Origin of the sequence: Klebsiella sp. 141198 (genome assembly GCF_050600785.1) — a bacterium.
GTDB classification, from domain to species: Bacteria; Pseudomonadota; Gammaproteobacteria; order Enterobacterales; family Enterobacteriaceae; genus Klebsiella; species Klebsiella aerogenes.
Map to the genome: position 1 here is coordinate 19,421 of NZ_JAQIRM010000008.1, position 24,009 is coordinate 43,429.

A 24,009-nucleotide genomic window follows, 5' to 3' on the forward strand; every position below is an offset into this window, starting at 1 on the left:
CTTAAATAAAATGATGTTAAGTCATCAGGGGATCTTATGCTCACAAGAAAGAAATGGGCTATATTTAGCCTGTTAACGCTTTGTGGTGGTACCATTTATAAACTGCCTTCATTAAAAGATGCGTTTTATATACCGATGCAGGATTACTTTCATTTGACCAATGGTCAGATTGGTAATGCCATGTCGGTAAACTCAGTGGTGACAACCATTGGTTTTTTCTTGTCAATTTACTTTGCTGATAAACTTCCGCGTCGCTACACCATGTCATTTTCACTAATAGCGACGGGATTGTTAGGCATCTACCTGACGACGATGCCCGGCTATTGGGGCATTCTGTTTGTCTGGGCATTATTTGGCGTGACATGCGACATGATGAACTGGCCCGTACTATTAAAATCAGTGAGTCGGTTAGGGAATAGCGAACAGCAGGGGCGTTTATTTGGCTTCTTCGAAACGGGGCGCGGAATTGTCGACACCGTTATCGCATTTTCCGCATTAGCTATTTTCACCTGGTTTGGCAGTGGCTTACTGGGTTTTAAAGCCGGCATTTGGTTCTACGCAATTATTGTCATTGTTGTAGGCATCTTGCTGTTTTTCATGCTTAAGCAAAAGGATGAGCCGACGCCCGCCGCTGATGAAGGCGCCACCAGGCAACAAACCAGCATCTCTTCGGTGCTGAAAGACAAAACTATCTGGCTGATTGCCTTCAATGTGTTTTTTGTTTACGCCGTTTACTGTGGACTCACCTTCTTTATCCCGTTCCTGAAGAACATTTACATGCTGCCGGTAGCCCTGGTGGGCGCATACGGCATTATTAACCAGTACTGTTTAAAAATGATCGGTGGTCCAATTGGCGGTTTAATTGCCGATAAGATCCTCAAATCGCCAAGTAAATATCTCTTTTATACCTTCTGTATCAGTACGATGGCTTTAGTCGCGTTAATTCTGTTACCGCACGAAAGTATGCCGGTCTATCTGGGTATGGTGTGTACTCTCGGGTTCGGCGCCATTGTTTTTACGCAACGCGCCGTGTTTTTTGCCCCGATTGGGGAGGCGAAAATCGCTGAAAACCAGACGGGCGCGGCGATGGCGCTGGGGAGCTTCATTGGCTATGCGCCGGCTATGTTTTGCTATAGCCTGTACGGCTACATTCTCGATCTTAATCCGGGTCTGGTGGGGTACAAGATAGTCTTTGGCATCATGGCCTGCTTCGCTTGCGCCGGCGCGTTCGTTTCGGTGATGTTGGTTAAACGCATCAACCGCAGAAAGAATATGTTGGAAACCGCATTGGTCTGATTTTAAGCGTTCAGCCATTTCACCAAAGCCGCAGATATGCGGCTTTGGTCGTTTTGCGCCTGAGATGTCGTGAGCCGTTTCCGGTTTGTTCATAGTCAAACCTCTTCTTTCCCGCTACAGTTAATCTTCAACGGCGCGGAAGGAGACAAAAATGCTCTATATCTTTGATTTAGGTAATGTGATTGTCGACATTGACTTCAACCGGGTGCTCGGAACGTGGAGTGATTTGACCCGCATTCCGCTGGCGACGCTAAAGCAAGACTTTGTCATGGGCGATGCCTTCCACCAGCATGAACGCGGGGAGATCAGCGATGAAGAGTTTGCCGCCGCGATGTGCCACGAAATGAACATGCCGCTGAGCTATGAACAGTTTGCCCACGGTTGGCAGGCCGTTTTTGTCGCCTTGCGTCCAGAAGTCACCGACATCATGCAAAAACTTCGCGACCAGGGGCACCGCGTGGTCGTACTCTCGAACACCAACCGATTACATACCACTTTCTGGCCAAGCGAATATCCACAAGTGCGTGCTGCCGCAGATCATGTGTATCTTTCGCAAGAGATGGGGATGCGCAAACCCGAAACGCGTATCTACCAAAGCGTGCTGCAGGCGGAAGGATTTTCGCCGCAAGACGCGGTCTTTTTTGACGATAACGCCGATAATATAGCTGGGGCTAACCAGTTGGGGATCACCAGTATTCTGGTCACGGATAAGGAGACCATCCCCAACTACTTTGCGAAGCAGCTATGCTAAAAAGCGTTCATCAAAAAACCAAATACCATACCAGGCCGCTGGTGGCCTGGCTTAAGCTGCTGTGGCGGCGAATTGAAGAAGACAACATGACGACGTTGGCGGGGAATCTTGCCTACGTGTCTTTACTTGCGCTGGTACCGCTGATCGCCGTGGTTTTTGCCCTGTTTGCCGCCTTTCCGATGTTCTCCGACGTCAGCGTGCAGATCCGCCATTTTATCTTTGCCAACTTCATTCCGGCGACCGGCGATGTCATTCAGGGATATATCGAACAGTTTGTGGCGAACTCCAGCAGGATGACGGCCGTCGGCGCCTTTGGGTTAATCGTCACCTCATTACTGCTGATGTACTCGATTGATAGCGCGCTGAATACCATCTGGCGCAGCAGTCGGACGCGACCAAAGATCTATTCATTTGCGGTCTACTGGATGATCCTGACTCTCGGGCCGCTGTTGGCTGGCGCCAGTCTGGCAATCAGTTCCTATCTTCTCTCACTACGTTGGGCCAGCGATCTCAATAGCGTCATTGATGATGTACTACGTATATTCCCGCTAATTTTATCGTGGGCGGCGTTCTGGATGCTTTATAGCATCGTGCCCACCACCCAGGTGCGCAATCGCGATGCGGTGATTGGCTCGCTGGTGGCGGCACTGCTTTTTGAAGCCGGTAAAAAGGCTTTTGCTTTATATATCACCATGTTTCCGTCATACCAGCTGATTTATGGCGTGATTGCGGTAGTACCCATTTTGTTTGTCTGGGTTTACTGGACCTGGTGTATCGTCTTGCTTGGCGCTGAAATAACTGTCACTCTCGGTGAATACCGCAAACTCAAAAAAGAAGAAACAGAACAACCATGATTGCATTAATTCAACGCGTATCCCGTGCAAGCGTTACCGTGGAGGGTGAAGTGACGGGTGAAATCGGGCCGGGGCTGCTGGTGCTGCTGGGGGTCGAGAAAGACGATGACGAACAGAAGGCCAACCGTCTGTGTGAACGGGTGCTCGGCTATCGCATTTTCAGCGACGCCGAAGGCAAAATGAATCTTAATGTCCAGCAGGCGGGCGGCAGCGTGCTGGTGGTTTCGCAATTTACGCTGGCGGCCGATACCGAGCGCGGCATGCGCCCGAGTTTTTCCAAAGGCGCGGCGCCGGACAGAGCGGAAGCGCTGTATGAATATTTTGTTGAGCGCTGCCGCCAACAAGAAATGAATACTCAGACCGGGAGATTCGCTGCGGATATGCAGGTCTCGCTGGTAAACGATGGTCCCGTGACCTTTTGGTTGCAGGTATGAGTCAGCTTCCGGGCAGGCTGCGGGTAACAAAAGAGAGTACAGCTATGTATCACCTTCGTGTACCGCAAACAGAAGAAGAGTTAGAAAGCTATTATCAATTCCGCTGGGAGATGCTGCGTAAGCCGCTGCATCAGCCTAAAGGATCGGAACGCGACGCCTGGGATGCCATGGCGCATCATCAGATGGTCGTCGATGAAGAAGGCAACCTGGTTGCCGTCGGCCGGCTGTATATTAATGCGGAGAATGAAGCCTCGATCCGCTTTATGGCCGTACATCCTTCCGTTCAGGATAAAGGTTTAGGCACCCTTATGGCGATGACTCTTGAGTCAGTCGCCCGTCAGGAAGGGGTGAAGCGGGTGACCTGTAGCGCCCGTGAAGACGCGATGGAGTTCTTCTCTAAGCTGGGCTTTGTGAACCAGGGTGAAATCACCACGCCGACAACCACGCCGATTCGCCACTTCTTGATGATTAAACCCATTGCTTCGTTGGACGATATCCTGCACCGCGGCGACTGGTGCGGCCAGCTGCAGCAGGCCTGGTATCAGCACATTCCGCTGAGCGAAAAGATGGGAGTGCGCATCCAGCAGTACACCGGGCAGAAATTTATCACCACCATGCCCGAAGCGGGTAACCAGAATCCGCACCATACGTTATTTGCCGGCAGCCTGTTTTCGCTCGCCACCTTAACCGGCTGGGGGCTAATCTGGTTAATGCTGCGCGAGAGGCACCTTGGCGGCACGATTATCCTTGCCGATGCGCATATCCGTTACAGCAAGCCGATCAGCGGGAGGCCGAATGCCGTGGCCGATTTGGGCTCGCTAAGCGGCGATCTCGATCGCCTGGCGCGCGGGCGCAAGGCTCGCGTGCAGCTTCAGGTTGAACTGTTCGGTAACGATAAGCTGGGCGCTGTTTTTGAGGGGACCTATATCGTACTGCCCGCGAAGCCGTTCGGTTCGTATGAAGAGGGCGGGAACGAGGAAGAGTAACCCGCCTCCGGCATTATTATTGGCCTGGCGTTCGCGTATGCCAGGCAATATCGCGCATCGCCTGCCTTGCCGCGAGGCTTATCCCGCCTAACTGAAAGAAACCGTGTATGACGCCCAGATAGCGCTGGCAGGTGCTTTCTATTCCCTGTGCTATTAACCGCCGGTACAGCGCTTCTCCTTCATCGCGCAAAGGGTCAAATTCGGCCGTCAGGATATGAACCGGCGGCAGCCCGTTAAAATCTTCGCGCCACAGCGGACTGGCTTCCGGATGGGTGGCGGGTGTGGCCGCTAAATACATCTCGTAGCCGCTAAGCAGTGTATCCCGGGTAATGATGTAATCCTCGCCGTTGCTGGCATAGCTTGCCATGCTGGCGGTAGCGTCGAGCATAGGGTAAATCAGGATAAGCTGCGCAGGTTGCCATACTCCCGCCGCTTTCAGGCGTAGCGCAGTGACCAGGGCGAGGTGGCCGCCGGCGCTGTCGCCGGCCAGCGTGATGCGCGCGGCGTCAACGCCAAGCCGCTGCGCATACCGATAGATAATGTTGGCGCCTCGTTCCGCATCATCGTGCGCCGCCGGAAAAGGGGATTCCGGGGCGAGGCGGTATTGCACGGCGATCACCCGGCATCCACTGAACCAGGCAAGCTGGCGCAATTGGTTGTCATGGGTGGCAAAGCCGCCGCTCACAAAACAGCCGCCGTGGTAATACACAATGGTGGGTAGCAAGCCGTTGCTTTTTGGCGGCGAGACGACGCGAAAGGTTATGCCATCGAGCGTGATGTCTTCAACCTGCACACGCGTTTCCGTTTCCCCTGCGAGAACGGTGCTGGCGAGATAGCCGTTTCTCCGGTCATCAATACTCTGTTCTCGCGATGGTGGCCGCCCCGCAGCAATAAACTCCTCAACCAGCGAAGCAATACCTTTTTCCAACGTCATGGCAAGTCCCTTTTACTGGATTAATATCCAGTGTTATAGCCTGGTTTTTGCGAAAAAGATATACCGAATAAAGCCGCGATCGCATTGTGGAAAGCGGCTCGCAAAAGCGTATTTCTCAGCAAAGATCTGCTTCTTCTGTTGAACAATATCTGGAGAAGCAGGATCGGGATAAGGAGAGCATTTCCGGCGTGGTCACGCCGTATGAATGATAACGAGCGACCTGAGTCGCCCGTTATAGGTGCGCAGAACTTACTCCCCTTCGCCGGGGAACATGAACGGGTTAATTGAGCTTCTGGCGAAGCCTTCCTGTTCCATGCGAGCATCGAGTACCAGCGAGGCTAAATCGTCGGCAACGGCTTCGACTTTCGGGTCTTTCTCCTGATACATAATCTTCAGGTAGCTCCCGCAGTCGCCGCAGCTTTCGGCTTTCACCGCCGCCTGCTCGTTATCCAGCGACCAGTAGTGCAGGTCGCGGCTCTGTTCGCAGTTGCTGCATTTTACGCGCACCACATGCCATTCGGTTTCACACAAGTTGCAGTGCAGATAGCGCAGCCCCTGAGTGGTGCCGATTTGCACGATGCTGGAGACCGGCATCGAGCCGCAAACCGGGCAGAACTGGCGATGCTCGCCGTATTCGGCGCGCGCTTTCCCCGGGATCAGGCTGGCCATTTGCGCCCAGTACAGCGACAGCGCGGCCCAGATAAACGGCGCTTTGTCGCTGCTGACCGAGGCGAAATCGGAAGCAAACAGCGCGCTGGCCATCTCTTCCAGTTCCGGCCCGGAGGCTTTTTCCAGGTTCTCGATAACCGACAGCGCCGGGCCGCTCATCTCAGGTTTCAGCTCGGCGATCAGTGAATGCAGTAGCTTGTGCCAGTGTTTATCACGCGGTAATACGTGAATATCCAGCGGCGGCTTGCCCTGATCGTTGGCCTCTTTAATGCGGGCAGTCAGATCCATCTGCAACGGATGGTCGTACAGCACCACTTCCTGCGCATGAGCGATCAGCGCGGCAAAGCGCAGGTAATCGCCCAGCGGGTTGTTGGCGGCCAGCTCGCGCAGGCGCTCTGCGCGGCGGTTATAAAGATTCTTCAGTCTGGGGAACAGTAGCGGCGGAATTGCTTCCGCCGTGCGTTTCTCGCTCGAACCCAGCTCGTCTTGCGGGATTATGCGAATACTCATGCAGTCTATTTTTCCTGTTTCTGGCGGACTTCACGGTACCAGCGCGGGTGATGTTTCTTCGCCCACGTTTTGGTAACCCAGCCTTCCACCATCGCGGTAATGGTGCCTTTCACCCAAAGGGCGGCGTAGATATGCACCATGATAACCACAATTAACGCGACTGCGGCAAAAGAATGCAGCATCAGCGCGAATCGGATCACCGGGATTGAGAATGCAGGCGCAAAGTACGGACGCCAGATGATCACGCCGCTTACCAGCAGCAGCACCAGGAAAATAATCGCCGCCCAGAATACGCATTTCTGGCCGAAGTTATAACGCCCGGTATCGCCTACCTCCTCGTTGACGACGATCTTACGAATATTCTTCGCCCAAAAGATATCATCCCGATTGATTAGGTTGTGATGCCAGTAACGGAAAAACATGATGATAAACGACGCGAACATCACCACCCCGACGAACGGGTGGAGAATACGCGCCAGCTGCGGCGTACCGAGAATATGCATCAGCCAGTTAAACGACGGGAAGAAAAAGCCTAACCCGCTTACCGCCGCCAGAATAAAGCAGAAGGCGGTTATCCAGTGGTTGATGCGTTCCGGCGCCGTGTAGCGCACGATGGTGTCACGTTTTCTCATTTGCGCACCTCGTCTTTCTCTTCATGCAGGTTGTCTTCTTCTTCATCTGCGCGGTTCGGACCGACGCCGACGTAGTGGAAGATACTGGCTGCGAAGGTCGCAGCAAAGCCGACCGCCGCCAGCGGTTTCCAGATACCTTTCCAGAATTTCACCGTTTGGCTGATTTCCGGATTCTCTGGCAGACCGTGGTAGAGATTCGGTTTATCGGCATGGTGCAGCACGTACATCACGTGGGTGCCGCCAACGCCAGCCGGATCGTACAGACCCGCCTTGTCATAACCGCGGGTTTTCAGCTCTGCGACGCGCTCGCCGGCCAGCGTTTTCATATCCTCTTTCGAACCAAAGTGGATAGCGCCGGTCGGGCAGGTTTTCACGCAGGCCGGCTCCTGGCCGACAGTCACGCGGTCTACGCACAGCGTACATTTGTAGACGCGATTGTCTTCCGGGTTCAGGCGCGGTACATCGAACGGGCAACCTGCGATGCAGTAGCCACAGCCGATACACTGCTCAGACTGGAAGTCGACGATGCCGTTAGCGTACTGAATGATCGCGCCTTCTGACGGACAGGCCTTCAGGCAGCCCGGGTCAGCGCAGTGCATGCAGCCATCTTTACGAATAAGCCATTCCAGCTTGTCGTTTTGTTCCACTTCCGAGAAGCGCATGACCGTCCATGACTTGGCGGTCAGGTCCGCCGGGTTGTCATACACCCCGACGTTGCTACCCACTTCGTCACGAAGGTCGTTCCATTCAGAACAGGCCACCTGGCAGGCTTTACAGCCGATGCAGGTGGTAACGTCGATAAGCTTCGCCACTTCCTGCTGGTGGTCCCGCGCCTGAGGCGCGGGAGTGAAACCGTTAGTCGCGGAACGACGAATAATATCTTGCGATTGATAAGCCATAAGTCGTCTCCGTTACACCTTTTCCACGTTCACGAGGAAGGCCTTAAACTCCGGCGTCTGCGTGTTGGCGTCGCCGACGAACGGCGTCAGCGTATTGGCGATAAAGCCTTTTTTCGCCACGCCTTCGTAGCCCCAGTGAATAGGAATACCGATGGTATCCACCTCTTTACCGTGAACCTGCAGCGTACGAATACGCTTGGTCACCACCGCCTTGGCTTTGATATAGCCGCGGTTAGAGGAGACCTTCACAGTATCGCCGTGGCCGATGCCGAGCTTATTCGCCAGTTTTTCGCCGATCTCCACAAACTGTTCCGGCTGCGCGATAGCGTTAAGCAGCGCGTGTTTGGTCCAGTAGTGGAAGTGCTCGGTCAGGCGGTAAGTGGTGCCGACGTACGGGAACTTCTCGGCCTTGCCCATCTGCTCGAGATCGCCTTTAAAGACGCGAGCGGCCGGGTTAGAGACCACGTTTGGATGCAGCGGGTTAGTCCCCAGCGGCGTTTCAAACGGTTCGTAGTGTTCCGGGAACGGCCCTTCAGCCATCTTATCGATAGCGAACAGACGCCCCATCCCTTCAGGCTGCATGATAAACGGACCGACGTCGCTGCCAGGGGCGGCGGCGCTGTAATCCGGAATATCCACTCCGCCCCATTTCGCGCCGTCCCATTTCAGCAACTGACGCTTCGGATCCCACGGTTTACCCTGCGGGTCCGCGGAGGCGCGGTTATACAGAATGCGGCGGTTTAGCGGCCATGCCCAGGCCCAGCCCAGCGTATTGCCGAGGCCTGACGGGTCGGCGTTATCGCGGCGCGCCATCTGGTTGCCTTCCGGCGTCCAGCTACCGGCGAAGATCCAGCAGCCGCTGGAAGTCGTGCCGTCGTCGCGTAGCTGTGCGAAGGAGCTCAACTGCTGCCCTTTCTTAACGATTACCGCGCCGGTTGCCGGATCGATGATATCCGCCAGCGCTTTACCGTTGCTTTCCATCGCCACTTCTTCAGACGCCGGCTCGTGCGGCGTGGAGTAGTTCCACGTCATGTTAAGCACCGGCTCCGGTGTTGGGCCGCCTTCTTCGGCATACATCTTACGCAGGCGGGTGAAGATACCGGCGAGGATTTCACCATCGGTCACGGCGATCCCCGGGGCGTCCGCGCCTTTCCAGTGCCACTGCAGCCAGCGGCCGGAGTTGACGATAGAACCGTTTTCTTCGGCGAAGCAGGTGGACGGCAGGCGGAACACTTCGGTCTGGATTTTCGCCGGATCAACATCGTTGGACTCACCGTGGTTTTGCCAGAAGGTGGACGTTTCGGTGTTGAGCGGGTCGATGGTCACAAGGAACTTCAGCTTCGACAGGGAAGCCACCACCTTGTTTTTGTTCGGGAACGAGGCGACCGGGTTAAAGCCCTGGCAAATATAGCCATTCACTTTGCCCTGATTCATCATCTCGAAATACTGCAGAACGTCGTAGCTCTTATCCCACTTCGGCAGCCAGTCAAAGCCCCAGCTATTTTCTGCCGTAGCTTTATCGCCGAAGAAGGCTTTCATCATGGAGACGAAGAACTTCGGATAGTTGCCCCAGTAGTTCACCTGGTCTTTCAACAGCGGTTTCGGCGTGTTGGCGCTCAGGTAGGTCTGCAGGTCGGCCTGTTTTTCATTAGGCAGCGACATGTATCCCGGCAGGCTGGTTGAGAGCAGGCCGAGGTCAGTCAGACCCTGGATATTGGAGTGACCGCGCAGGGCATTGACGCCGCCGCCTGCCATCCCCATGTTGCCAAGCAGCAGCTGGATCATCGCCATGGTGCGAATGTTCTGCGCGCCGATGGAGTGCTGGGTCCAGCCGAGAGCATACAGGAACGACGCGGTTTTATCGTGCGCGCTGGTTTCTGCAATATATTCGCAAACTTTAAGGAAATCGGCCTTCGGCGTACCACAGATGTTTTCGACCACATCCGGCGTATAGCGGGAAACGTGCTGTTTTAGCAGATTCCAGACGCAGCGTGGATGCTGTAGCGTGGTATCGCGTTTGGCGAAGCCGTTTTCATCCAGCTCATAGTTCCAGCTGGTTTTGTCATACTGGCGTTTTTCGGCATCGTAGCCGCTGAACAGACCATCATCAAAGCTGTAGTCCTCACGCACGATCAGGCTGGCGTTGGTATAGGCTTCGGTGTATTCACGGTTGAATTTTTCGTTATTCAGCAGGTACAGGATGACGCCCGACAGGAAGGTTATGTCGGTACCGGAACGAATCGGGGTGTAAAAATCAGCCACCGACGCCGTACGCGTAAAGCGCGGATCGATAACGATGAGCTTGGCGCCGTTATGAATTTTGGCTTCCATCGCCCAGCGGAATCCCACCGGATGCGCTTCTGCGGCGTTACCGCCCATCACCACGATCAGGTTGGCGTTTTTAATATCAACCCAGTGGTTGGTCATCGCACCGCGACCAAATGTTGGAGCAAGACTTGCTACCGTTGGTCCGTGTCAGACACGCGCCTGGTTATCCACCGCCAGCATCCCGAGGGCGCGGGTGAATTTTTGCGTTAAATAGCCGGTTTCGTTACTGGAAGCGGAGGCGCACAGCATACCGGTGGTCAGCCAACGGTTAACGGTGGTGCCGGCGCTGTTTTGGGCGATAAAGTTGGCGTCACGGTCTTCTTTCATCAGCTTCGCGATGCGATCGAACGCTTCGTCCCAGCTGATTTGCTGCCATTTATCAGAACCTGGCGCGCGATATTCCGGGAATTTCAGGCGGCTTTCAGAATGGATAAAGTCCACCAGACCGGCCCCTTTCGGGCAGAGCGCACCACGGTTTACCGGATGATCCGGATCGCCTTCGATATGGAAAATGGATGCTTTGGCGTTTTTCGCACCGTCGCCGAGGCTATACATCAATAGCCCGCAGCCAACGGAACAGTACGTACAGGTGTTGCGGGTTTCGCGAGTACGCAGCAGTTTGTACTGCCGGGTTTCCGCGAGCGCAGTAGCCGGGGCAAAGCCCAGCGCTGCTGCCGTCGTGCCTGCCATACCGCCAGCGCAGATCTTAAAGAACTGCCTTCTGCTGACCTGCATGGTTCGCTCCTTGTTTCGACATTGTCACATGTAGTTATTTACTTTGCGGTGAAGGCCGCAAAGGTTCAGAATTGAGTTAATTTCCCTCGGTCCTGGAGGGATATAAAAACAGAATACCACATTGTGTGTATGCCTGTTCCAATACGGTTAAATGAAAGTGAATAAGAACCTTCCTGAACAAATCAAAAATGTGACAGATGTCACAGGTTATCGCCAGGTTACCCTCTGGAAACGCGAGGATTTACAACATCCTCAGCCAGACGAGGTAGCTGAAGAGGTACCCGTCGCTCTGGTCTATAACGGCATCTCGCACGTTGTCATGATGGCGACGCCACGTGACCTGGAACATTTCGCCGTCGGTTTTTCCCTGTCGGAAGGGATTATTCAAAGTCGACAAGAGATCTACGGGATGGACGTGGTGCAGGCCTGTAACGGGGTAGAAGTGCAAATCGAACTCTCCAGCCGCCGGTTTATGGGGCTGAAAGAGCGCCGCCGGGCGCTCGCCGGGCGTACCGGCTGTGGAGTATGTGGCGTCGAGCAGCTAAATGATATCGGTAAGCCCGTCGAGCCGCTGCCCTTTAGCCAGACCTTTGCGCTCTCTCATCTCGATCGCGCGCTCAAACAGTTAAATGAGGTTCAGCCTATCGGCCGTCTGACCGGCTGTACGCACGCCGCCGCGTGGGTGCGCCCTGATGGCGAACTGGCGGGCGGGCATGAAGATGTAGGCCGTCACGTTGCGCTGGATAAACTGCTGGGGCGCCGTAGTGAAGAAGGAGAGGGCTGGCAGCAGGGCGCGGCCTTAGTCTCCAGCCGCGCCAGTTATGAGATGGTACAGAAGGCCGCGATGTGCGGGGTGGAAATTCTGTTTGCGGTCTCCGCGGCGACGACCCTGGCGGTGGAAGTCGCCGAGCGTTGTAATCTGACGCTGGTGGGGTTCTGCAGGCCAGGCAGAGCGACGATTTATACTCATCCGCAGCGCCTCATTGCCGGTTAAATGTTGGTCAGTTTTTTTGAAAGATGACAGCAAATCCTTCCGCTTTTAGTTACGGGATGTGAAGATTATTATTTATCACATCAAGGCACGGCGCCTTATCCAAACAACTAAATTAAAGGGTTTATATCATGAAAAGCATCAAAACTTTTGTCGCTGTTATCGCTCTGGCCGCTTCTTTCGGTTCTTTCGCTGCACAATCCGTGACCGCCACCGCTTCCACTATGGACGCCGCGGAAGCGAAAATCGCCGCTCAGGCGCAGGCTGCCGGCGCGTCTTCTTACACCATTACCGAAGCGTTTAACGGTAATCGCGTGCATATGACCGCTGAACTGAACAAATAAGTTAGCAACCCACTACCGTCGAAAGAGCGCCTCAGGGCGCTTTTTTAGTTTATACCCGCCAGGCGTAGCAACGCCGTCACCACCGCCGCGGCGATAATCACCACGATAAGCGGCATCTTGCGCCAGGCAAGGAACACGGCAAAACCGACGCCAAGTACCCGCGCCATGCCGGAAAAATGCTCGCCTTCATAAAAGGTGGTTGCCAGCGCCACGGAAAACAGCAACACCGTCGCGGCATCAGAAAGCAGCGCCTGTGAGCGCTCGGAAAACGCTAAACGGCTGCCAAGCTTTGCCCCGCCCAAACGCATCAGGTATGTGCCGATCGACAGAATCGCGATCCCGGCGATAAACAGCGTCATATTAGCCATTATTTTTTCCTCGCCAGTAAGCCAAACAATGAGAGCAGAACCGGTAATCCAACCGGCGCGAAGGGCACGGCGGCAAGCGAAATAACCGCGCCGCTGCAGGCACGAATCAGTGTGGTACGTTTTTTAAAAGCCGGTACCACCAGCGCCAGCAGAATAGCCGGGAATACCGCATCCAGGCCGATGGTTTCCGGTGCGGGTAATAATTTACCGACGCCGGCACCCAGCAGGGTACCGAGCGGCCAGATGAGCGCCACGCCTAGCCCGCAGAGCCAGTAGGCGGCTTTACGTTGCTCCTGGGTTTTCTGCGACAGGCCGAACACCACGCTCTCATCATTCATGATGTGGCAGCCGAGCAGGCTGGCGGCGCGGGCGCCGACCAGATCGCGCACGGTGACGCCAAAAGGAACGTGGCGGGCGTTCACCAGTAAACCTGCCGCCGCCGCGGCGAGCGGGTTACCGCCGCTGGCGACAATACCGATAAACATAAACTCAGAGGCACCGGCCAGCACCGTAATGGAAAGGACAAACGGCACCCACAGCGGAAAACCGTAGGCCATCGCTAATGAACCGTAAGACATGCCAACCACGCCGACCGCCAGGCATACCAGAACGATTGCTTTAATGGTGTCTCCACTGAGACAGGAAAATTTGTAACGCATACGCTTTAGCCATATCGAACGAATTTCCATTATAATGAACGCAACAGAATGGTTTTTCAAGACGAACGATTCGTTCGATATAAAATACGAGGAGCGGTGTATGACACAGCCCATCAGCGTAATTGCTAAAAGCCTGGCGCGCGAGCGTTCGCGCACCGGGCTCTCACTGGCGGAGGTGGCGCGCCGCGCCGGGATAGCCAAATCGACCCTGTCACAGCTGGAGTCCGGCAATGGCAACCCTAGCCTGGAAACATTGTGGGCGCTGTGCGTGGCGCTGGACATTCCCTTCGCCCGCTTACTGGAGCCGCAGGCCAACCAGACCCAGGTGATTCGCCGCGGCGAAGGCACTAAAGTGGTTGCTGAGCAGGCCAACTATCAGGCCATTTTGCTGGCGGCTTGTCCCCCCGGCGCGCGTCGCGACATCTATCTGCTGTTGACGCAGCCCGGCGCCGATCGGATCTCGCACCCGCACCCGCCCGGGTCGGTCGAACATATTATTATCACTCAGGGGCGCGCGCGCGTTGGTCTTACCGAAGCGCCGGAAGAGCTGGGGGAAGGGGATTACATCTGCTACCCGGCCGATCGGGAACATCTCTTTCAGGCGCTGGAGCCGGATACCCAGGCGCTGCTGGTGGCAGAGCAAAATTAATAGTAGTAATTCAAGCGGCCTGATAAAACAGGCCGTTTTTTTTACGCAAGATAAAACACTTCGCTCAGTTCAACGCTTAGCGGGCTGTTATCCGGATTCGTCGGCATCACCTCGCGCATATACCGCCACCAGCGTTGGCAGACCTCTGTTTCCGCCACCGCGTTCCAGCGGGCCTCCGATTCAATTTCCACCGTGGCGAATAGCAGATGGCGCTGTTTGTCGAGAAAGATCGCATAGTGATGCGCGCCATGCGCTTTCAGCGTGGCTTCCAGTTCAGGCCAGATGGGATTATGACGGCGCTGATACTCCTCGTGGGCGTCGGGATTAACCTGCATCACGAAGGCTTTGCGGATCATAACGCCTCCAGGTATAACTCGCGCACCTCGTCGCGGCTGGCGCTGCGCGGGTTACAGGGCGCGCAGGGGTCGGCCAGCGCTTTATCCAGCCAGCCTTCGATGTCGGCCTTACTGACGCCAAGCTGGCTAAAGCCTTCAGGAATACCGACTCGTTTGCTCAACGCGCGAATCGCATTAATCGCCGCCATGCTGGCGGTTTCGTCGCTCATGCCGCCCGTATCGACGCCCATCGCCTGGGCGATGCGGGCAAAACGCGCTACCGCGTTCGGGCGGTTAAAGTTTTCGATGATCGGCAGCAGGATGGCATTACAAACGCCGTGCGGCAGATTGTGGGTCGCGCCCGGCTGATGCGCCAGCGCGTGTACCAGACCAAGACCTGCGCTGTTGAACGCCATTCCTGCCAGATACTGACCGTATGCCATCTGCTCGCGGGCCTGCAGATTGTGCCCGTCATCAACGGCCAGCGGCAGCCACTGGTGAATTAAGCGAATCGCTTCCAGCGCGTTGGCGTCGGTCAGCGGATGGGCGCCGACGGAGACAAACGCCTCAATAGCGTGGGTTAACGCATCCATACCGGTCGCGGCGGTAACCGACGGCGGAATATCGAGCATCACGCTGGCGTCGTCGACGGCAATATCCGGGATGATGTTTGGGTCGATGATGACCTCTTTCACCTGACGTTCGCTATCAATAATCACCGCGTTGCTGGTCATTTCAGCGGCGGTTCCGGCGGTGGTGTTTATTGCCACCAGCGGCACGCCGGCATTCTTCACTTTGCCCACGCCGGAATAGGCGGTCGATGGCGCCGGGTTAGCGCTGAGAATTTTCACCGCCTTAGCGGTATCGATCGGGCTGCCGCCGCCGAAGGCGATAATATAGTCGCACTGCGCCGCACGGAATGCGGCGATACCTTGCTGAACCAGCGCTTCGGTTGGGTTCGGAAAGACGTTATCGAACAGATGATAAGACAGTTGATGCGCTTCCAGCGCCTGAAACAGGCTATCGAGCAGGCCCATTTCCACCAGATGGCCGTCGGTGACAATCAGCGCTTTTCCCCACTGCTTGTCCGCCACCAGGCTCACCATATCGCCGATCGCGCCCGCGCCATGCAGGCTGATTTTCGGCAGTGCCAACATAAAGCTCATGATTATTCTCCTTACAAAGCGACTCGCTTTCTTAGAGCGCCAGCGCGCTGGCCAGCGGCGTGACGCCAAAGCGTTGGCCTAACGCAATCAATTCTTCGCGGCTAATCGTCTGTTTCATGCCGCCCATCGAATAGACTTTCACCAGCACCTCGGCGGATTTCTCGGCGGTATCGATTAGGCCGAAAGTCTCATCCAGCGTCGGTCCGCTGCCGAAGACGCCGTGGAATGGCCACAGCACCAGAGAGTGTTTCTGCATTTCACCGGCGGTCGCCTGGCCAATCTCGTCGGTGCCCGGCACCATCCACGGCAGAATGCTGACGCCGTCCGGGAACACCACCAGGCATTCGGTGCTGCCTTCCCAAAGCTTGCGGGTGAACAGATCGCTGTTGTTCTCCAGCACGTAGGTCAGGGCGATCAGGTTGGTGGCATGGCAGTGCATGATCACGCGATCTTTTCCGCCGGTGGCTTTGATGCGCTCGCAGTGCGACAGGAAATGCGCCGGCAGTTCCGACGTCGGCACGGCTTCTTCCGTTAACCCCCACAGAATGAAGTAGCCCGCGCCGTCGTTGTCTATTTTCACCACTCCGAGATTGGCGGCGGGATCGAGCTGCACATTACGGAAGAATTTACCGGAACCGGTAACGATAAACGGCTGATTAGCCAGTTCCGGCATCGGCTGGCTTAAGGCGATATAGCGCGGCTGAGCGTGAAAATCGGCTTTGAATGGCGCGATATCCGCTTCATCCAGGCGCAGCGTCAAATTACCGCCGTTACGCTCGTCCCAGCCTTTAAGCCAGGCGTCGGAGGTGGCTTTGATCATGCCCTGAACGAACCATGAATTGATGATGTTGTGCATAGTCTTGTCTTTCCTGTTGATTCGTAATAGGTGTGATTCCCCGGATAAACCCTGTACGGCACAATCCGGGGAAAGTCAGGCATTAGCCGCGCTGGCTTAGCACGTCTTTTTCATAGGTCCGCACGTTTTCCAGCCACTGGCTGCCTGCCGGCGTATCGTGACGCTGGCAGTACATCTCCCAGATGGCCTGCCACGGCAGAGATTTCTGCTCTTCGAGCAGCGCCAGACGGGCGGTGTAATCACCGTCGTTTTCCAGCTGGCGCAGCAGCGCCGTCGGCTCCAGCAGCGCGCGCAGCAGGGCTTTTTTCATGTTGCGGGTGCCGATTACCCACGCCGCGATGCGGTTAATGGAGGCATCAAAGAAGTCGAGGCCGATATGCACGCGGTCGAACAGGTTGTGGCGGATAATTTCGCTGGCGATGGCCTGGGTTTCGTCATCCAGCAGCACCACGTGATCGCTGTCCCAGCGTACCGGGCGGCTGACGTGCAGCAGCAGGCGTGGGATATAGAGCATGGCGGCGGAGATTTTGTCGGAGATGACTTCCGTCGGATGGAAGTGGCCGGCATCCAGGCACAACGCGGTTTGACGACTGGCGGCGTAGCCCATGTAGAATTCATTGGAGCCCACGGTATAGCTTTCGGCGCCGATACCGAACAGCTTGCTCTCAACGGCGTCGATATGGTGCGCCGGATCGAGCTTTTCGCTGATGACCTCATCCAGCGCGTTCAGCAGCCGCTGGCGCGGGGCGAAGCGATCGACGGTAATATCTTTCATGCCGTCCGGCACCCAGATATTCATTACCGATGGCGTCCCAAGCTGCTCGCCGAAATAAGCGGAGATGCGGCGGCTGGCTTTACAGTGATCGATCCAGAACTGACGAATCTCCGGGTTGGCGTGCGACAGCGTAAAACCGTCGGCGCTTAGCGGATGCGAGAAGCAGGAAGGGTTAAAATCGAGCCCCAACTGGTGGCGTTTCGCCCATTCCACCCAGTGCTTAAAGTGTTCCGGCTTGATTTCATTACGCGCGACCGGCGTGGCGGACTCAAGATAAATCGCGTGCAGATTAAGGCGCTTCGGCCCCGGTATCAGGCTTAGCGCCTGTTCGAGGTCGGCGCGTAGCTCCTGGGCATTGCGCGCTTTGCCGGGATAGTTGCCGGTGGCCTGAATGCCGCCGGTTAAGTTGCCTTCCGGGTTTTCAAAGCCCGCCACGTCATCGCCCTGCCAGCAGTGCATTGACACCGGCAGACGGTCCAGCTGACGCAGAGCTTCCTCGGCATCTACGCCGATGGCGGCATAGCGCTGCTTAGCAATTTCCCAGGCTTGTTCAAGTTGAGTGGTCATGCGCAAAGCTCCTTTGTAGGTTGTGGCTGAAATTGCGCGACGAAGCGGGCAATTTCGCTATCTGAATGTGGGGTAAACGTGGTGAGCGACGCGTTGTCGCGTACCACCTGACGGAATTCATCGACGTTGTGCAGTTCATCCAGCGTCATCAGCTGGATGCCGATATTGCCAAGCGTGGAGGCTTCAATGGGGCCCGCCACCACCGGCAGGCCGCAGGCATCGGCGCACAGCTGGTTAAGCAACGCGTTCTGGCAGCCGCCGCCGACGATATGTAACTGGCTAAAAGGGTGGCCGCGGAGTGCTGCAAGCTCGCCCAATACCCGGGCATACAGCAGCGCCAGGCTGTCAAAAATGCAGCGCGCCAGTTCGGCGGGAGTGACCGGAATCGGCTGGGCGGTCTCCGCGCAGGCGGCCTGAATTTCGGCGCTCATATTGGCCGGGTTAATAAAGCGATCGTTATTGCAATCAATCAGGTAACGGCAGGCTGGCAGCATCGCCGTGTCGACAATCAGCGCCTGCAGATCGCTAATGTTCTGCTCTTGCAGTACCCGCTGCAGCAGCCACAGGCCCATGATGTTTTTCAGCACCCGATAGCGTCCCTCAGCGCCGCCTTCATTAGTGATATTCGCCTTCAGTGCTTGCTGGCTGGTGTAAGGCGTTTTACTTTCAAAGCCCATCAGCGACCAGGTGCCTGATGAGAGATAGGCGGCATTTTTATCCGCCAGCGGCGAGGCGATCACGGCGCTGGCCGTATCGTGGCTGGCGACGGCGACCACCGGGATGCGGTTACCCTGCGGGCAGATCCAGTGGCCGATAACATTGCCCGGATGCGTCGGCGTACCGAACCAGTCCGGCTGCGCGCCGCTCCAGCGGAGCAGCTCGTCATCCCAGTTATCGCTATTGATATTAACCAGTTGCGTGGTGGTGGCGTTGGTGTATTCCCAGTTCATCGCGCCGGTCAGGCGGTAGCTGAAGTAGTCCGGGATCAGCAGCGCATGGGCGACCTGTTCCACCAGCGTCGGCTGCTGGCTGACCAGCGCCCGCAGCTGATAAAGGGTGTTGAACGGCAGAAACTGGATGCCGCTGCGGCAGTAGATATTGGCGCGGCCGAGGTGTTCGATTGCCTGCGCCATCAGGCCGTGAGTGCGGCTATCGCGATAGGAAACCGGCAGGCCGACGCGCTGGCCGTGCTTATCCAGCAAGACGAAATCAACGCCCCAGGTGTCGATGCCGATACTGTCGATCAGGATCCCCTGTTCGCACACTTTCACCAGCCCACGGCGAATTTCCGCTTCCAGGCTATCGATATCCCAGCAATCGTAGCCGCCCACTTTCAGGAGGCGGTTGGTGAAACGGTGAACTTCACGCAGCGTCAGCGCGCGCGTCGCGGTGTCATAATTCGCGAGCATGACCCGACCGCTGGAAGCGCCTAAATCAACGGCGACACAATGACGAATACTCATGGCACGACCCTTCTTAAAATCATTACAGGCAGTCTAAAAAAGGCGTCTCTGCGTCACCTTCTCGCTACTGACAGCGAAAACGGACGGCTGGCAACACAGCAAAGGTGACCGTGAGAAGCGTCACAGTTTCGTTTTATGGGCGGCGCGAGGCGCGGTGTGATGTTGGCCGCAGTTCCGGAAATTTCCGGCTGGTTCTTGAAAAAACGGCAGGTTTTACGCGGTTCACGGTCAAAAATTGAAGGCCGGATTGCCGGCCCTTAATTACTATTTGCGGCGACGGTTGATAATTTTTCTCATTCGTGGAGGCTGCTATGACCGTGTTGCACAGTACGGATTTCTTTAAGGCCGGCGTCTCGGCGGTGGCGATTGAACCGCGCCTTCCTCAAGCGGCCTTTCCAGAACATCACCATGATTTTCATGAGATTGTCATCGTTGAACAGGGTACGGGCATTCACGTTTTCAACGGCCAGCCCTATACCATCAGCGGCGGTTCGGTCTGCTTTATTCGCGATCACGATCGCCATCTTTACGAACACACTAATAACCTGTGTCTGACCAACGTGCTCTACCGCGCGCCGGATGCTTTTCGTTTTCTGACCGGCGTGAACCAGCTGCTGCCGCAGGAGCAGGACGGCAACTATCTGTCACACTGGCGGGTCAACCAGACGGTACTGCAGCAGGTGCGGCAAATCGTCGGTCAGATGGAAAAGGTCGGGCAGGGCATCGAACCCCATACCATCGCCAGCCGTGAAATCCTTTTTATGCAGCTACTGGTGCTACTGCACAGCAACAGCCTGGCGGAAGGCGCCGGCAACCACGAGGCGCGGCTGAATCAGCTGATGGCCTGGTTGGAAGACCATTTTGCCGAAGAGATATGTTGGGAGGAGGTGGCGGCGCAGTTTTCGCTCTCTTTACGCACCCTGCATCGCCAGTTAAAGCTGCAAACCGGGCTGACGCCCCAGCGCTATCTCAACCGGGTGCGCCTGATGAAGGCGCGGCACCTGCTGCGCCACAGCGATGATAGCGTGACGGAGATCGCCTATCGCTGCGGTTTTGGCGACAGTAATCATTTTTCGACGCTATTTCGCCGTGAATTCGACTGGTCGCCGCGCGATATTCGCCAGGGGCGCGACGCTATTCTTCAGTAACGCGAGAAGAGTCAACGTATTGCCTGACCAAAATGCGAATAATGGTTGGTTTCCGCGTCGGGAGTAAGAGTTGTGGCAGGTCAGCTGGTGCTTCGCAAAGATGAGTTTTTTGCCTCCTCCTCGCAGGCGGTCGCGGTGGCTGACCGCTACCCGCAAAACGTCTTCGCCGAGCATACCCATGAATTTTGCGAGCTGGTGCTGGTGTGGCGCGGCAACGGCCTGCATATCCTCAACGATCGCCCGTGGCGGATTACCCGCGGCGATCTCTTTTATATTCGCGCGGAAGATAAACACTCTTATGCGTCGGTCAACGACCTGGTGCTGCAGAATATTATTTATTGCCCGGATCGGCTGCGGCTCAATTTTGACTGGGCGGCGCATATTCCGGGATTATTCGGCACGCCGTGGCAGCCGCACTGGCGGCTCGGCGGCAGCGGCATGGCGCAGGCCAGGCAGGTCATTAGCCAGCTGGAGCACGAAAGCGCGCGGCAGGATGTGCAGGCGGATAGCATGGCGGAACTGCTGTTTGCCCAACTGGCGCTAACGCTCCAGCGCTATCGCTACGCCACTGATAACCTGGCGGCGACGCAAAGCGAAACTCTGCTCGACAAACTGCTGACCGAACTGGCCGGTAGTCTTAATCGTCCCTTTAATCTGGATAGCTTCTGTCTGCGTGAAGGCTGCAGCGAACGCGCGCTACGCCAGCAGTTTCGCCAGCAAACGGGAATGACGATAACTCACTATTTGCGCCAACTGCGGATCTGCCATGCGCAGTATTTACTGCAGCATACCGAGCGGCTAATCGGCGAGATCGCCATGCAGTGCGGGTTTGAGGACAGTAACTACTTTTCGGTGGTGTTTAATCGGGAAATTGGCATGACGCCGGGACAGTGGCGGCAGCGCAGTCGCGCCGCCGCGTGAAGGGGAAATCAGTTAGCCATTCCCAGGCCGACGATATTCGCGGCGATGATAATCACCACGCAGCCGAGGCTGAGCACGCTGACCGGGCGGCGTCCGGCGTTGTTCCACTCTTTCAGCACCAGCCCAACCAGCCCGCCGCACAGTACGTAGAAGCTCATATGCAGCATCCAGCTCATGTAGTCATACTGCGCCGGGATACTGGCGTGGCCCCAGGCATAGAAGAAGAACTGCAGATACCACATTAGCCCGCCCAATGCGGAAAGCAGAATGTTGCTGATGATAAGCGGTTTTGCCAGTGAGAAGTCGGCTTTTAGCGACAAATCCTTCACTTTGGCGAGGCGAATAAAGCAGAAGCCGAGGTTAACCAGCGCGCCGCCGCCCATGATCACCACGTAGCTTGGCAGCGCGGTATACAGCGGGTCGACGCCCAGCGCCGCGGCGGCTTCATGCATTGGTTTAGCGGCGTTCATCGCAAATGACATGCCGGCGGAGAAAATACCGCACATCACCGCCAGCATCAGCCCTTTTTTCAGGTTGAACTCTTCCGCTTTGATGCCCATTTTGCGCTCTTTAAGCTGGCCGGCGCGGGTGACGATACCCACACCAATCACCGCTACCAGCACGCCGAGTAGGGTCATTTGTCCGCCTTTGGTGTGAATCAACACATCAAAGTGGCCGTTGAGGATCGGCGTCATTAAGGTACCGACGATAAGCGTAATGCCGATAGCGATACCGATACCCATCGACATACCCAGATAGCGCATGGTCAGGCCATAGTTGATGTTACCGATGCCCCACATCGCGCCGAACAAAAACACCGGCAGCAGCGTGGAGGCGCTAAACGAGCGGTAGTAGGCCCAGAAATCGGGCAGCAGCATGGCGCTTATCGCCCACGGCAGAATCAGCCAGGAGACAATCCCGCCGATCGACCACATGGTTTCCCACGACCAGTGTTTCACCTTCTTGAAAGGAGCATAAAAACAGGCGGCACTGGCGGCGCCGATTAAATGCCAAAAAATTCCCATCGTAATCGCATGATTCATTGCCTTTACCCTCATCTGTGTTGGGTTGGATAGACTCTCTCCGATGCGATGAGTGTAAAAATTGCGCAGTTTTTACGCCTTTGAGCTGTTGCCACCTCAGACGAAACTCTGGCAATCAGGGGCTTAATGGGTTGTTTTGGCTCACAAACCGGCGTGTATCTATTTTGGGTATAACCTTAGTAAAACTACGGCATTGATAATCATTTTCAATATCATTTAATTAACTATAATGAACCGACTGCTTACGCGGCGTTAACACCCTCTGCCGCCCGATAATAATGGAGATGATTATGAGTTATACACTGCCATCCCTGCCGTACGCTTACGATGCTCTGGAACCGCATTTCGACAAGCAGACGATGGAGATCCATCATACTAAGCATCACCAGACCTACGTTAACAACGCTAACGCAGCGCTGGAAAGCCTGCCGGAATTCGCTAACCTGTCCGCGGAAGAGCTGATCACCAAACTGGATCAACTGCCGGCTGACAAAAAAACCGTACTGCGTAACAACGCGGGCGGCCACGCTAACCATAGCCTGTTCTGGAAAGGCCTGAAAACCGGCACTACCCTGCAGGGCGACCTGAAAGCCGCTATCGAGCGTGATTTCGGTTCTGTGGACAACTTCAAAGCTGAATTCGAAAAAGCGGCAGCAACCCGCTTTGGTTCCGGCTGGGCGTGGCTGGTGCTGAAAGGCGACAAACTGGCCGTCGTTTCTACCGCAAACCAGGATTCCCCGCTGATGGGCGAAGCCATTTCCGGCGCTTCCGGCTTCCCGATTATCGGCCTGGATGTGTGGGAACACGCTTACTACCTGAAATTCCAGAACCGCCGTCCGGACTACATCAAAGCCTTCTGGGACGTGGTTAACTGGGACGAAGCAGCAGCGCGTTTTGCCGCCAAAAAATAAGGTTGCATTGTGCTAAGAGAGAAGCGAGTCTGATGACTCGCTTTTTTTATATCCGTAGCAAGGAGAGCAGCAATGCATTACCCGGTGAATGTCTTTGTCGGCAAAATCAGGGACTACGACGGTAGCCGCCCCAGCGCAATTGGCAAAATCCAGGTCGATGGCGAGCTGCAGCTCGGCGATCTCGGGCTGGAAGGGGACGAGCAGGCGGAAAAGAAAATTCACGGCGGGCCGGATCGCGCGCTGTGCCACTATCCCCGCGAGCATTACCTCGACTGGATCCGCGAATTCCCGCAGCAGGCCGATCTGTTCTGCGCCCCCGCATTCGGTGAGAACCTTTCTTCCGAAGGACTAACGGAAAAAAATGTCTATATCGGCGATATCTTTCGTTGGGGCGAGGCGCTGATTCAGGTCACTCAGCCGCGCTCTCCCTGCTTCAAACTGAATTACCATTTCGGCATTAGCGATATGGCGCAACTGATGCAGAACAGCGGCAAGGTTGGCTGGCTCTACCGCATTATTGCCGGCGGCCAGGTCTCCAGCGATGCGCCGCTGGAGCTGGTATCGCGATTAAGCGATGTGAGCGTGCATGAGGCTGGCGCGATTGCCTGGCATATGCCGTTTGACGACGACCAGTATCACCGTCTGTTATCTGCGGCGGGCCTGTCGGTAAGCTGGAGCAGAACCATGCAGAAACGGCGTTTAAGCGGGCAGATCGAGGATAATTCGCGCAGATTATGGGGGAAATAATTCCCCCATATTGAACGTGGCAACCCGTAGCCCGGCTC

At 55.9% G+C, this 24,009-nt stretch carries 25 protein-coding genes; 12 read left to right on the forward strand and 13 right to left on the reverse strand.

Annotated features, from left to right (window positions below; translation table 11 throughout):
- The first annotated feature begins 36 nt into the window (after positions 1–36).
- The 5 genes from PGR10_RS23075 to fabY all read left to right on the forward strand — a co-directional run bounded on the left by PGR10_RS23075 (position 37) and on the right by fabY (position 4,321).
- Positions 37–1,296, forward strand: a complete 1,260-nt coding sequence (locus tag PGR10_RS23075) for an MFS transporter (RefSeq protein WP_430924179.1) — start codon at positions 37–39, stop codon at positions 1,294–1,296.
- Positions 1,297–1,447: 151 nt separating this feature from the next.
- Positions 1,448–2,047 carry a glucose-1-phosphatase gene (yihX, locus tag PGR10_RS23080; protein WP_015368969.1) on the forward strand — a complete coding sequence of 200 codons (600 nt, stop codon included), beginning with the start codon at positions 1,448–1,450 and terminating at the stop codon, positions 2,045–2,047.
- The gene (locus tag PGR10_RS23085) at positions 2,041–2,901 is read left to right on the forward strand and encodes a virulence factor BrkB family protein (protein WP_015368968.1); all 861 of its coding nucleotides are present in this window, start codon (positions 2,041–2,043) and stop codon (positions 2,899–2,901) included. The genes yihX and PGR10_RS23085 overlap by 7 nt, the downstream gene beginning before the upstream one ends.
- A complete protein-coding gene (dtd, locus tag PGR10_RS23090) occupies positions 2,898–3,335 on the forward strand; it encodes a D-aminoacyl-tRNA deacylase (protein WP_015368967.1) in 438 nt (145 codons plus the stop codon). Before PGR10_RS23085 ends, dtd begins: the two co-directional genes overlap by 4 nt.
- Before the next feature lie 44 nt (positions 3,336–3,379).
- Positions 3,380–4,321: a fatty acid biosynthesis protein FabY gene (gene fabY, locus PGR10_RS23095; protein WP_015368966.1), complete on the forward strand. Its 942-nt coding sequence runs from the start codon at positions 3,380–3,382 to the stop codon at positions 4,319–4,321.
- 16 nt (positions 4,322–4,337) lie between these two features.
- Here fabY and PGR10_RS23100 read toward each other — a convergent pair whose 3' ends face one another.
- The 5 genes from PGR10_RS23100 to fdnG form a co-directional block, all read right to left on the reverse strand.
- Positions 4,338–5,255, reverse strand: a complete 918-nt coding sequence (locus tag PGR10_RS23100; RefSeq protein WP_430924180.1) for an alpha/beta hydrolase — start codon at positions 5,253–5,255, stop codon at positions 4,338–4,340.
- A 249-nt stretch (positions 5,256–5,504) separates the two neighbouring features.
- A complete protein-coding gene (gene fdhE / locus PGR10_RS23105) occupies positions 5,505–6,434 on the reverse strand; it encodes a formate dehydrogenase accessory protein FdhE (RefSeq protein ID WP_015368963.1) in 930 nt (309 codons plus the stop codon).
- Between the two features lie 5 nt (positions 6,435–6,439).
- Positions 6,440–7,066 carry a formate dehydrogenase cytochrome b556 subunit gene (gene fdoI / locus PGR10_RS23110; RefSeq protein ID WP_015368962.1) on the reverse strand — a complete coding sequence of 209 codons (627 nt, stop codon included), beginning with the start codon at positions 7,064–7,066 and terminating at the stop codon, positions 6,440–6,442.
- Entirely contained in the window at positions 7,063–7,965 is a 903-nt protein-coding gene (fdxH, locus tag PGR10_RS23115) for a formate dehydrogenase subunit beta (RefSeq protein ID WP_032712975.1), read from the reverse strand. Before fdxH ends, fdoI begins: the two co-directional genes overlap by 4 nt.
- Positions 7,966–7,977: 12 nt before the next feature.
- Positions 7,978–11,028, reverse strand: a complete 3,051-nt coding sequence (gene fdnG / locus PGR10_RS23120) for a formate dehydrogenase-N subunit alpha (RefSeq protein ID WP_155960843.1) — start codon at positions 11,026–11,028, stop codon at positions 7,978–7,980.
- Positions 11,029–11,185: 157 nt separating this feature from the next.
- On the opposite strand from fdnG, the gene fdhD reads away from it, so the two are divergent.
- Together fdhD and PGR10_RS23130 are read left to right on the forward strand one after the other, a co-directional pair.
- Positions 11,186–12,022 (forward strand): formate dehydrogenase accessory sulfurtransferase FdhD, encoded by an 837-nt coding sequence (gene fdhD, locus PGR10_RS23125; RefSeq protein WP_049047184.1) that lies wholly within the window; start codon positions 11,186–11,188, stop codon positions 12,020–12,022.
- 128 nt (positions 12,023–12,150) lie between these two features.
- Positions 12,151–12,363 carry a YdgH/BhsA/McbA-like domain containing protein gene (locus PGR10_RS23130; RefSeq protein ID WP_015368957.1) on the forward strand — a complete coding sequence of 71 codons (213 nt, stop codon included), beginning with the start codon at positions 12,151–12,153 and terminating at the stop codon, positions 12,361–12,363.
- A 44-nt stretch (positions 12,364–12,407) separates the two neighbouring features.
- Here the strand turns inward: PGR10_RS23130 and PGR10_RS23135 are convergent, their stop codons facing one another.
- Together PGR10_RS23135 and PGR10_RS23140 are read right to left on the reverse strand one after the other, a co-directional pair.
- Positions 12,408–12,731, reverse strand: coding sequence for an AzlD domain-containing protein (locus PGR10_RS23135; protein WP_045378791.1), 324 nt, complete (start codon positions 12,729–12,731; stop codon positions 12,408–12,410).
- The gene (locus PGR10_RS23140; RefSeq protein WP_087858747.1) at positions 12,731–13,390 is read right to left on the reverse strand and encodes an AzlC family ABC transporter permease; all 660 of its coding nucleotides are present in this window, start codon (positions 13,388–13,390) and stop codon (positions 12,731–12,733) included. Before PGR10_RS23140 ends, PGR10_RS23135 begins: the two co-directional genes overlap by 1 nt.
- A gap of 100 nt (positions 13,391–13,490) precedes the next feature.
- Here PGR10_RS23140 and PGR10_RS23145 point away from each other — a divergent pair, with 100 nt between their 5' ends.
- A complete protein-coding gene (locus PGR10_RS23145) occupies positions 13,491–14,039 on the forward strand; it encodes a helix-turn-helix domain-containing protein (protein ID WP_087858746.1) in 549 nt (182 codons plus the stop codon).
- Between the two features lie 41 nt (positions 14,040–14,080).
- On the opposite strand, the gene rhaM is transcribed toward PGR10_RS23145, so the two are convergent.
- The 5 genes from rhaM to rhaB all read right to left on the reverse strand — a co-directional run bounded on the left by rhaM (position 14,081) and on the right by rhaB (position 19,201).
- Positions 14,081–14,395 carry an L-rhamnose mutarotase gene (gene rhaM, locus PGR10_RS23150; protein WP_213794905.1) on the reverse strand — a complete coding sequence of 105 codons (315 nt, stop codon included), beginning with the start codon at positions 14,393–14,395 and terminating at the stop codon, positions 14,081–14,083.
- Positions 14,392–15,540: a lactaldehyde reductase gene (gene fucO / locus PGR10_RS23155; protein WP_087858744.1), complete on the reverse strand. Its 1,149-nt coding sequence runs from the start codon at positions 15,538–15,540 to the stop codon at positions 14,392–14,394. Before fucO ends, rhaM begins: the two co-directional genes overlap by 4 nt.
- 31 nt (positions 15,541–15,571) lie before the next feature.
- Positions 15,572–16,396, reverse strand: a complete 825-nt coding sequence (gene rhaD, locus PGR10_RS23160) for a rhamnulose-1-phosphate aldolase (RefSeq protein ID WP_430924181.1) — start codon at positions 16,394–16,396, stop codon at positions 15,572–15,574.
- 82 nt (positions 16,397–16,478) lie between these two features.
- On the reverse strand, positions 16,479–17,738 hold the full coding sequence (rhaA, locus tag PGR10_RS23165; RefSeq protein WP_113374892.1) for an L-rhamnose isomerase: 1,260 nt from the start codon (positions 17,736–17,738) through the stop codon (positions 16,479–16,481).
- A complete protein-coding gene (gene rhaB, locus PGR10_RS23170; RefSeq protein WP_430924182.1) occupies positions 17,735–19,201 on the reverse strand; it encodes a rhamnulokinase in 1,467 nt (488 codons plus the stop codon). The genes rhaA and rhaB overlap by 4 nt, the downstream gene beginning before the upstream one ends.
- A 311-nt stretch (positions 19,202–19,512) precedes the next feature.
- Between rhaB and rhaS the strand changes: the two genes are divergently transcribed.
- Both rhaS and rhaR read left to right on the forward strand, forming a co-directional pair.
- Complete coding sequence (gene rhaS, locus PGR10_RS23175) at positions 19,513–20,349, forward strand: HTH-type transcriptional activator RhaS (RefSeq protein WP_113374895.1); 837 nt, start codon at positions 19,513–19,515, stop codon at positions 20,347–20,349.
- A 72-nt stretch (positions 20,350–20,421) separates the two neighbouring features.
- Positions 20,422–21,270: an HTH-type transcriptional activator RhaR gene (gene rhaR / locus PGR10_RS23180; RefSeq protein ID WP_430924183.1), complete on the forward strand. Its 849-nt coding sequence runs from the start codon at positions 20,422–20,424 to the stop codon at positions 21,268–21,270.
- 8 nt (positions 21,271–21,278) lie between these two features.
- Here rhaR and rhaT read toward each other — a convergent pair whose 3' ends face one another.
- On the reverse strand, positions 21,279–22,313 hold the full coding sequence (gene rhaT / locus PGR10_RS23185; protein WP_032706783.1) for an L-rhamnose/proton symporter RhaT: 1,035 nt from the start codon (positions 22,311–22,313) through the stop codon (positions 21,279–21,281).
- A 290-nt stretch (positions 22,314–22,603) separates the two neighbouring features.
- On the opposite strand from rhaT, the gene sodA reads away from it, so the two are divergent.
- A complete protein-coding gene (sodA, locus tag PGR10_RS23190) occupies positions 22,604–23,224 on the forward strand; it encodes a superoxide dismutase [Mn] (protein ID WP_015368940.1) in 621 nt (206 codons plus the stop codon).
- A 72-nt stretch (positions 23,225–23,296) separates the two neighbouring features.
- Complete coding sequence (yiiM, locus tag PGR10_RS23195) at positions 23,297–23,971, forward strand: 6-hydroxyaminopurine reductase (protein WP_113374897.1); 675 nt, start codon at positions 23,297–23,299, stop codon at positions 23,969–23,971.
- The last annotated feature ends 38 nt before the right edge of the window (positions 23,972–24,009 follow it).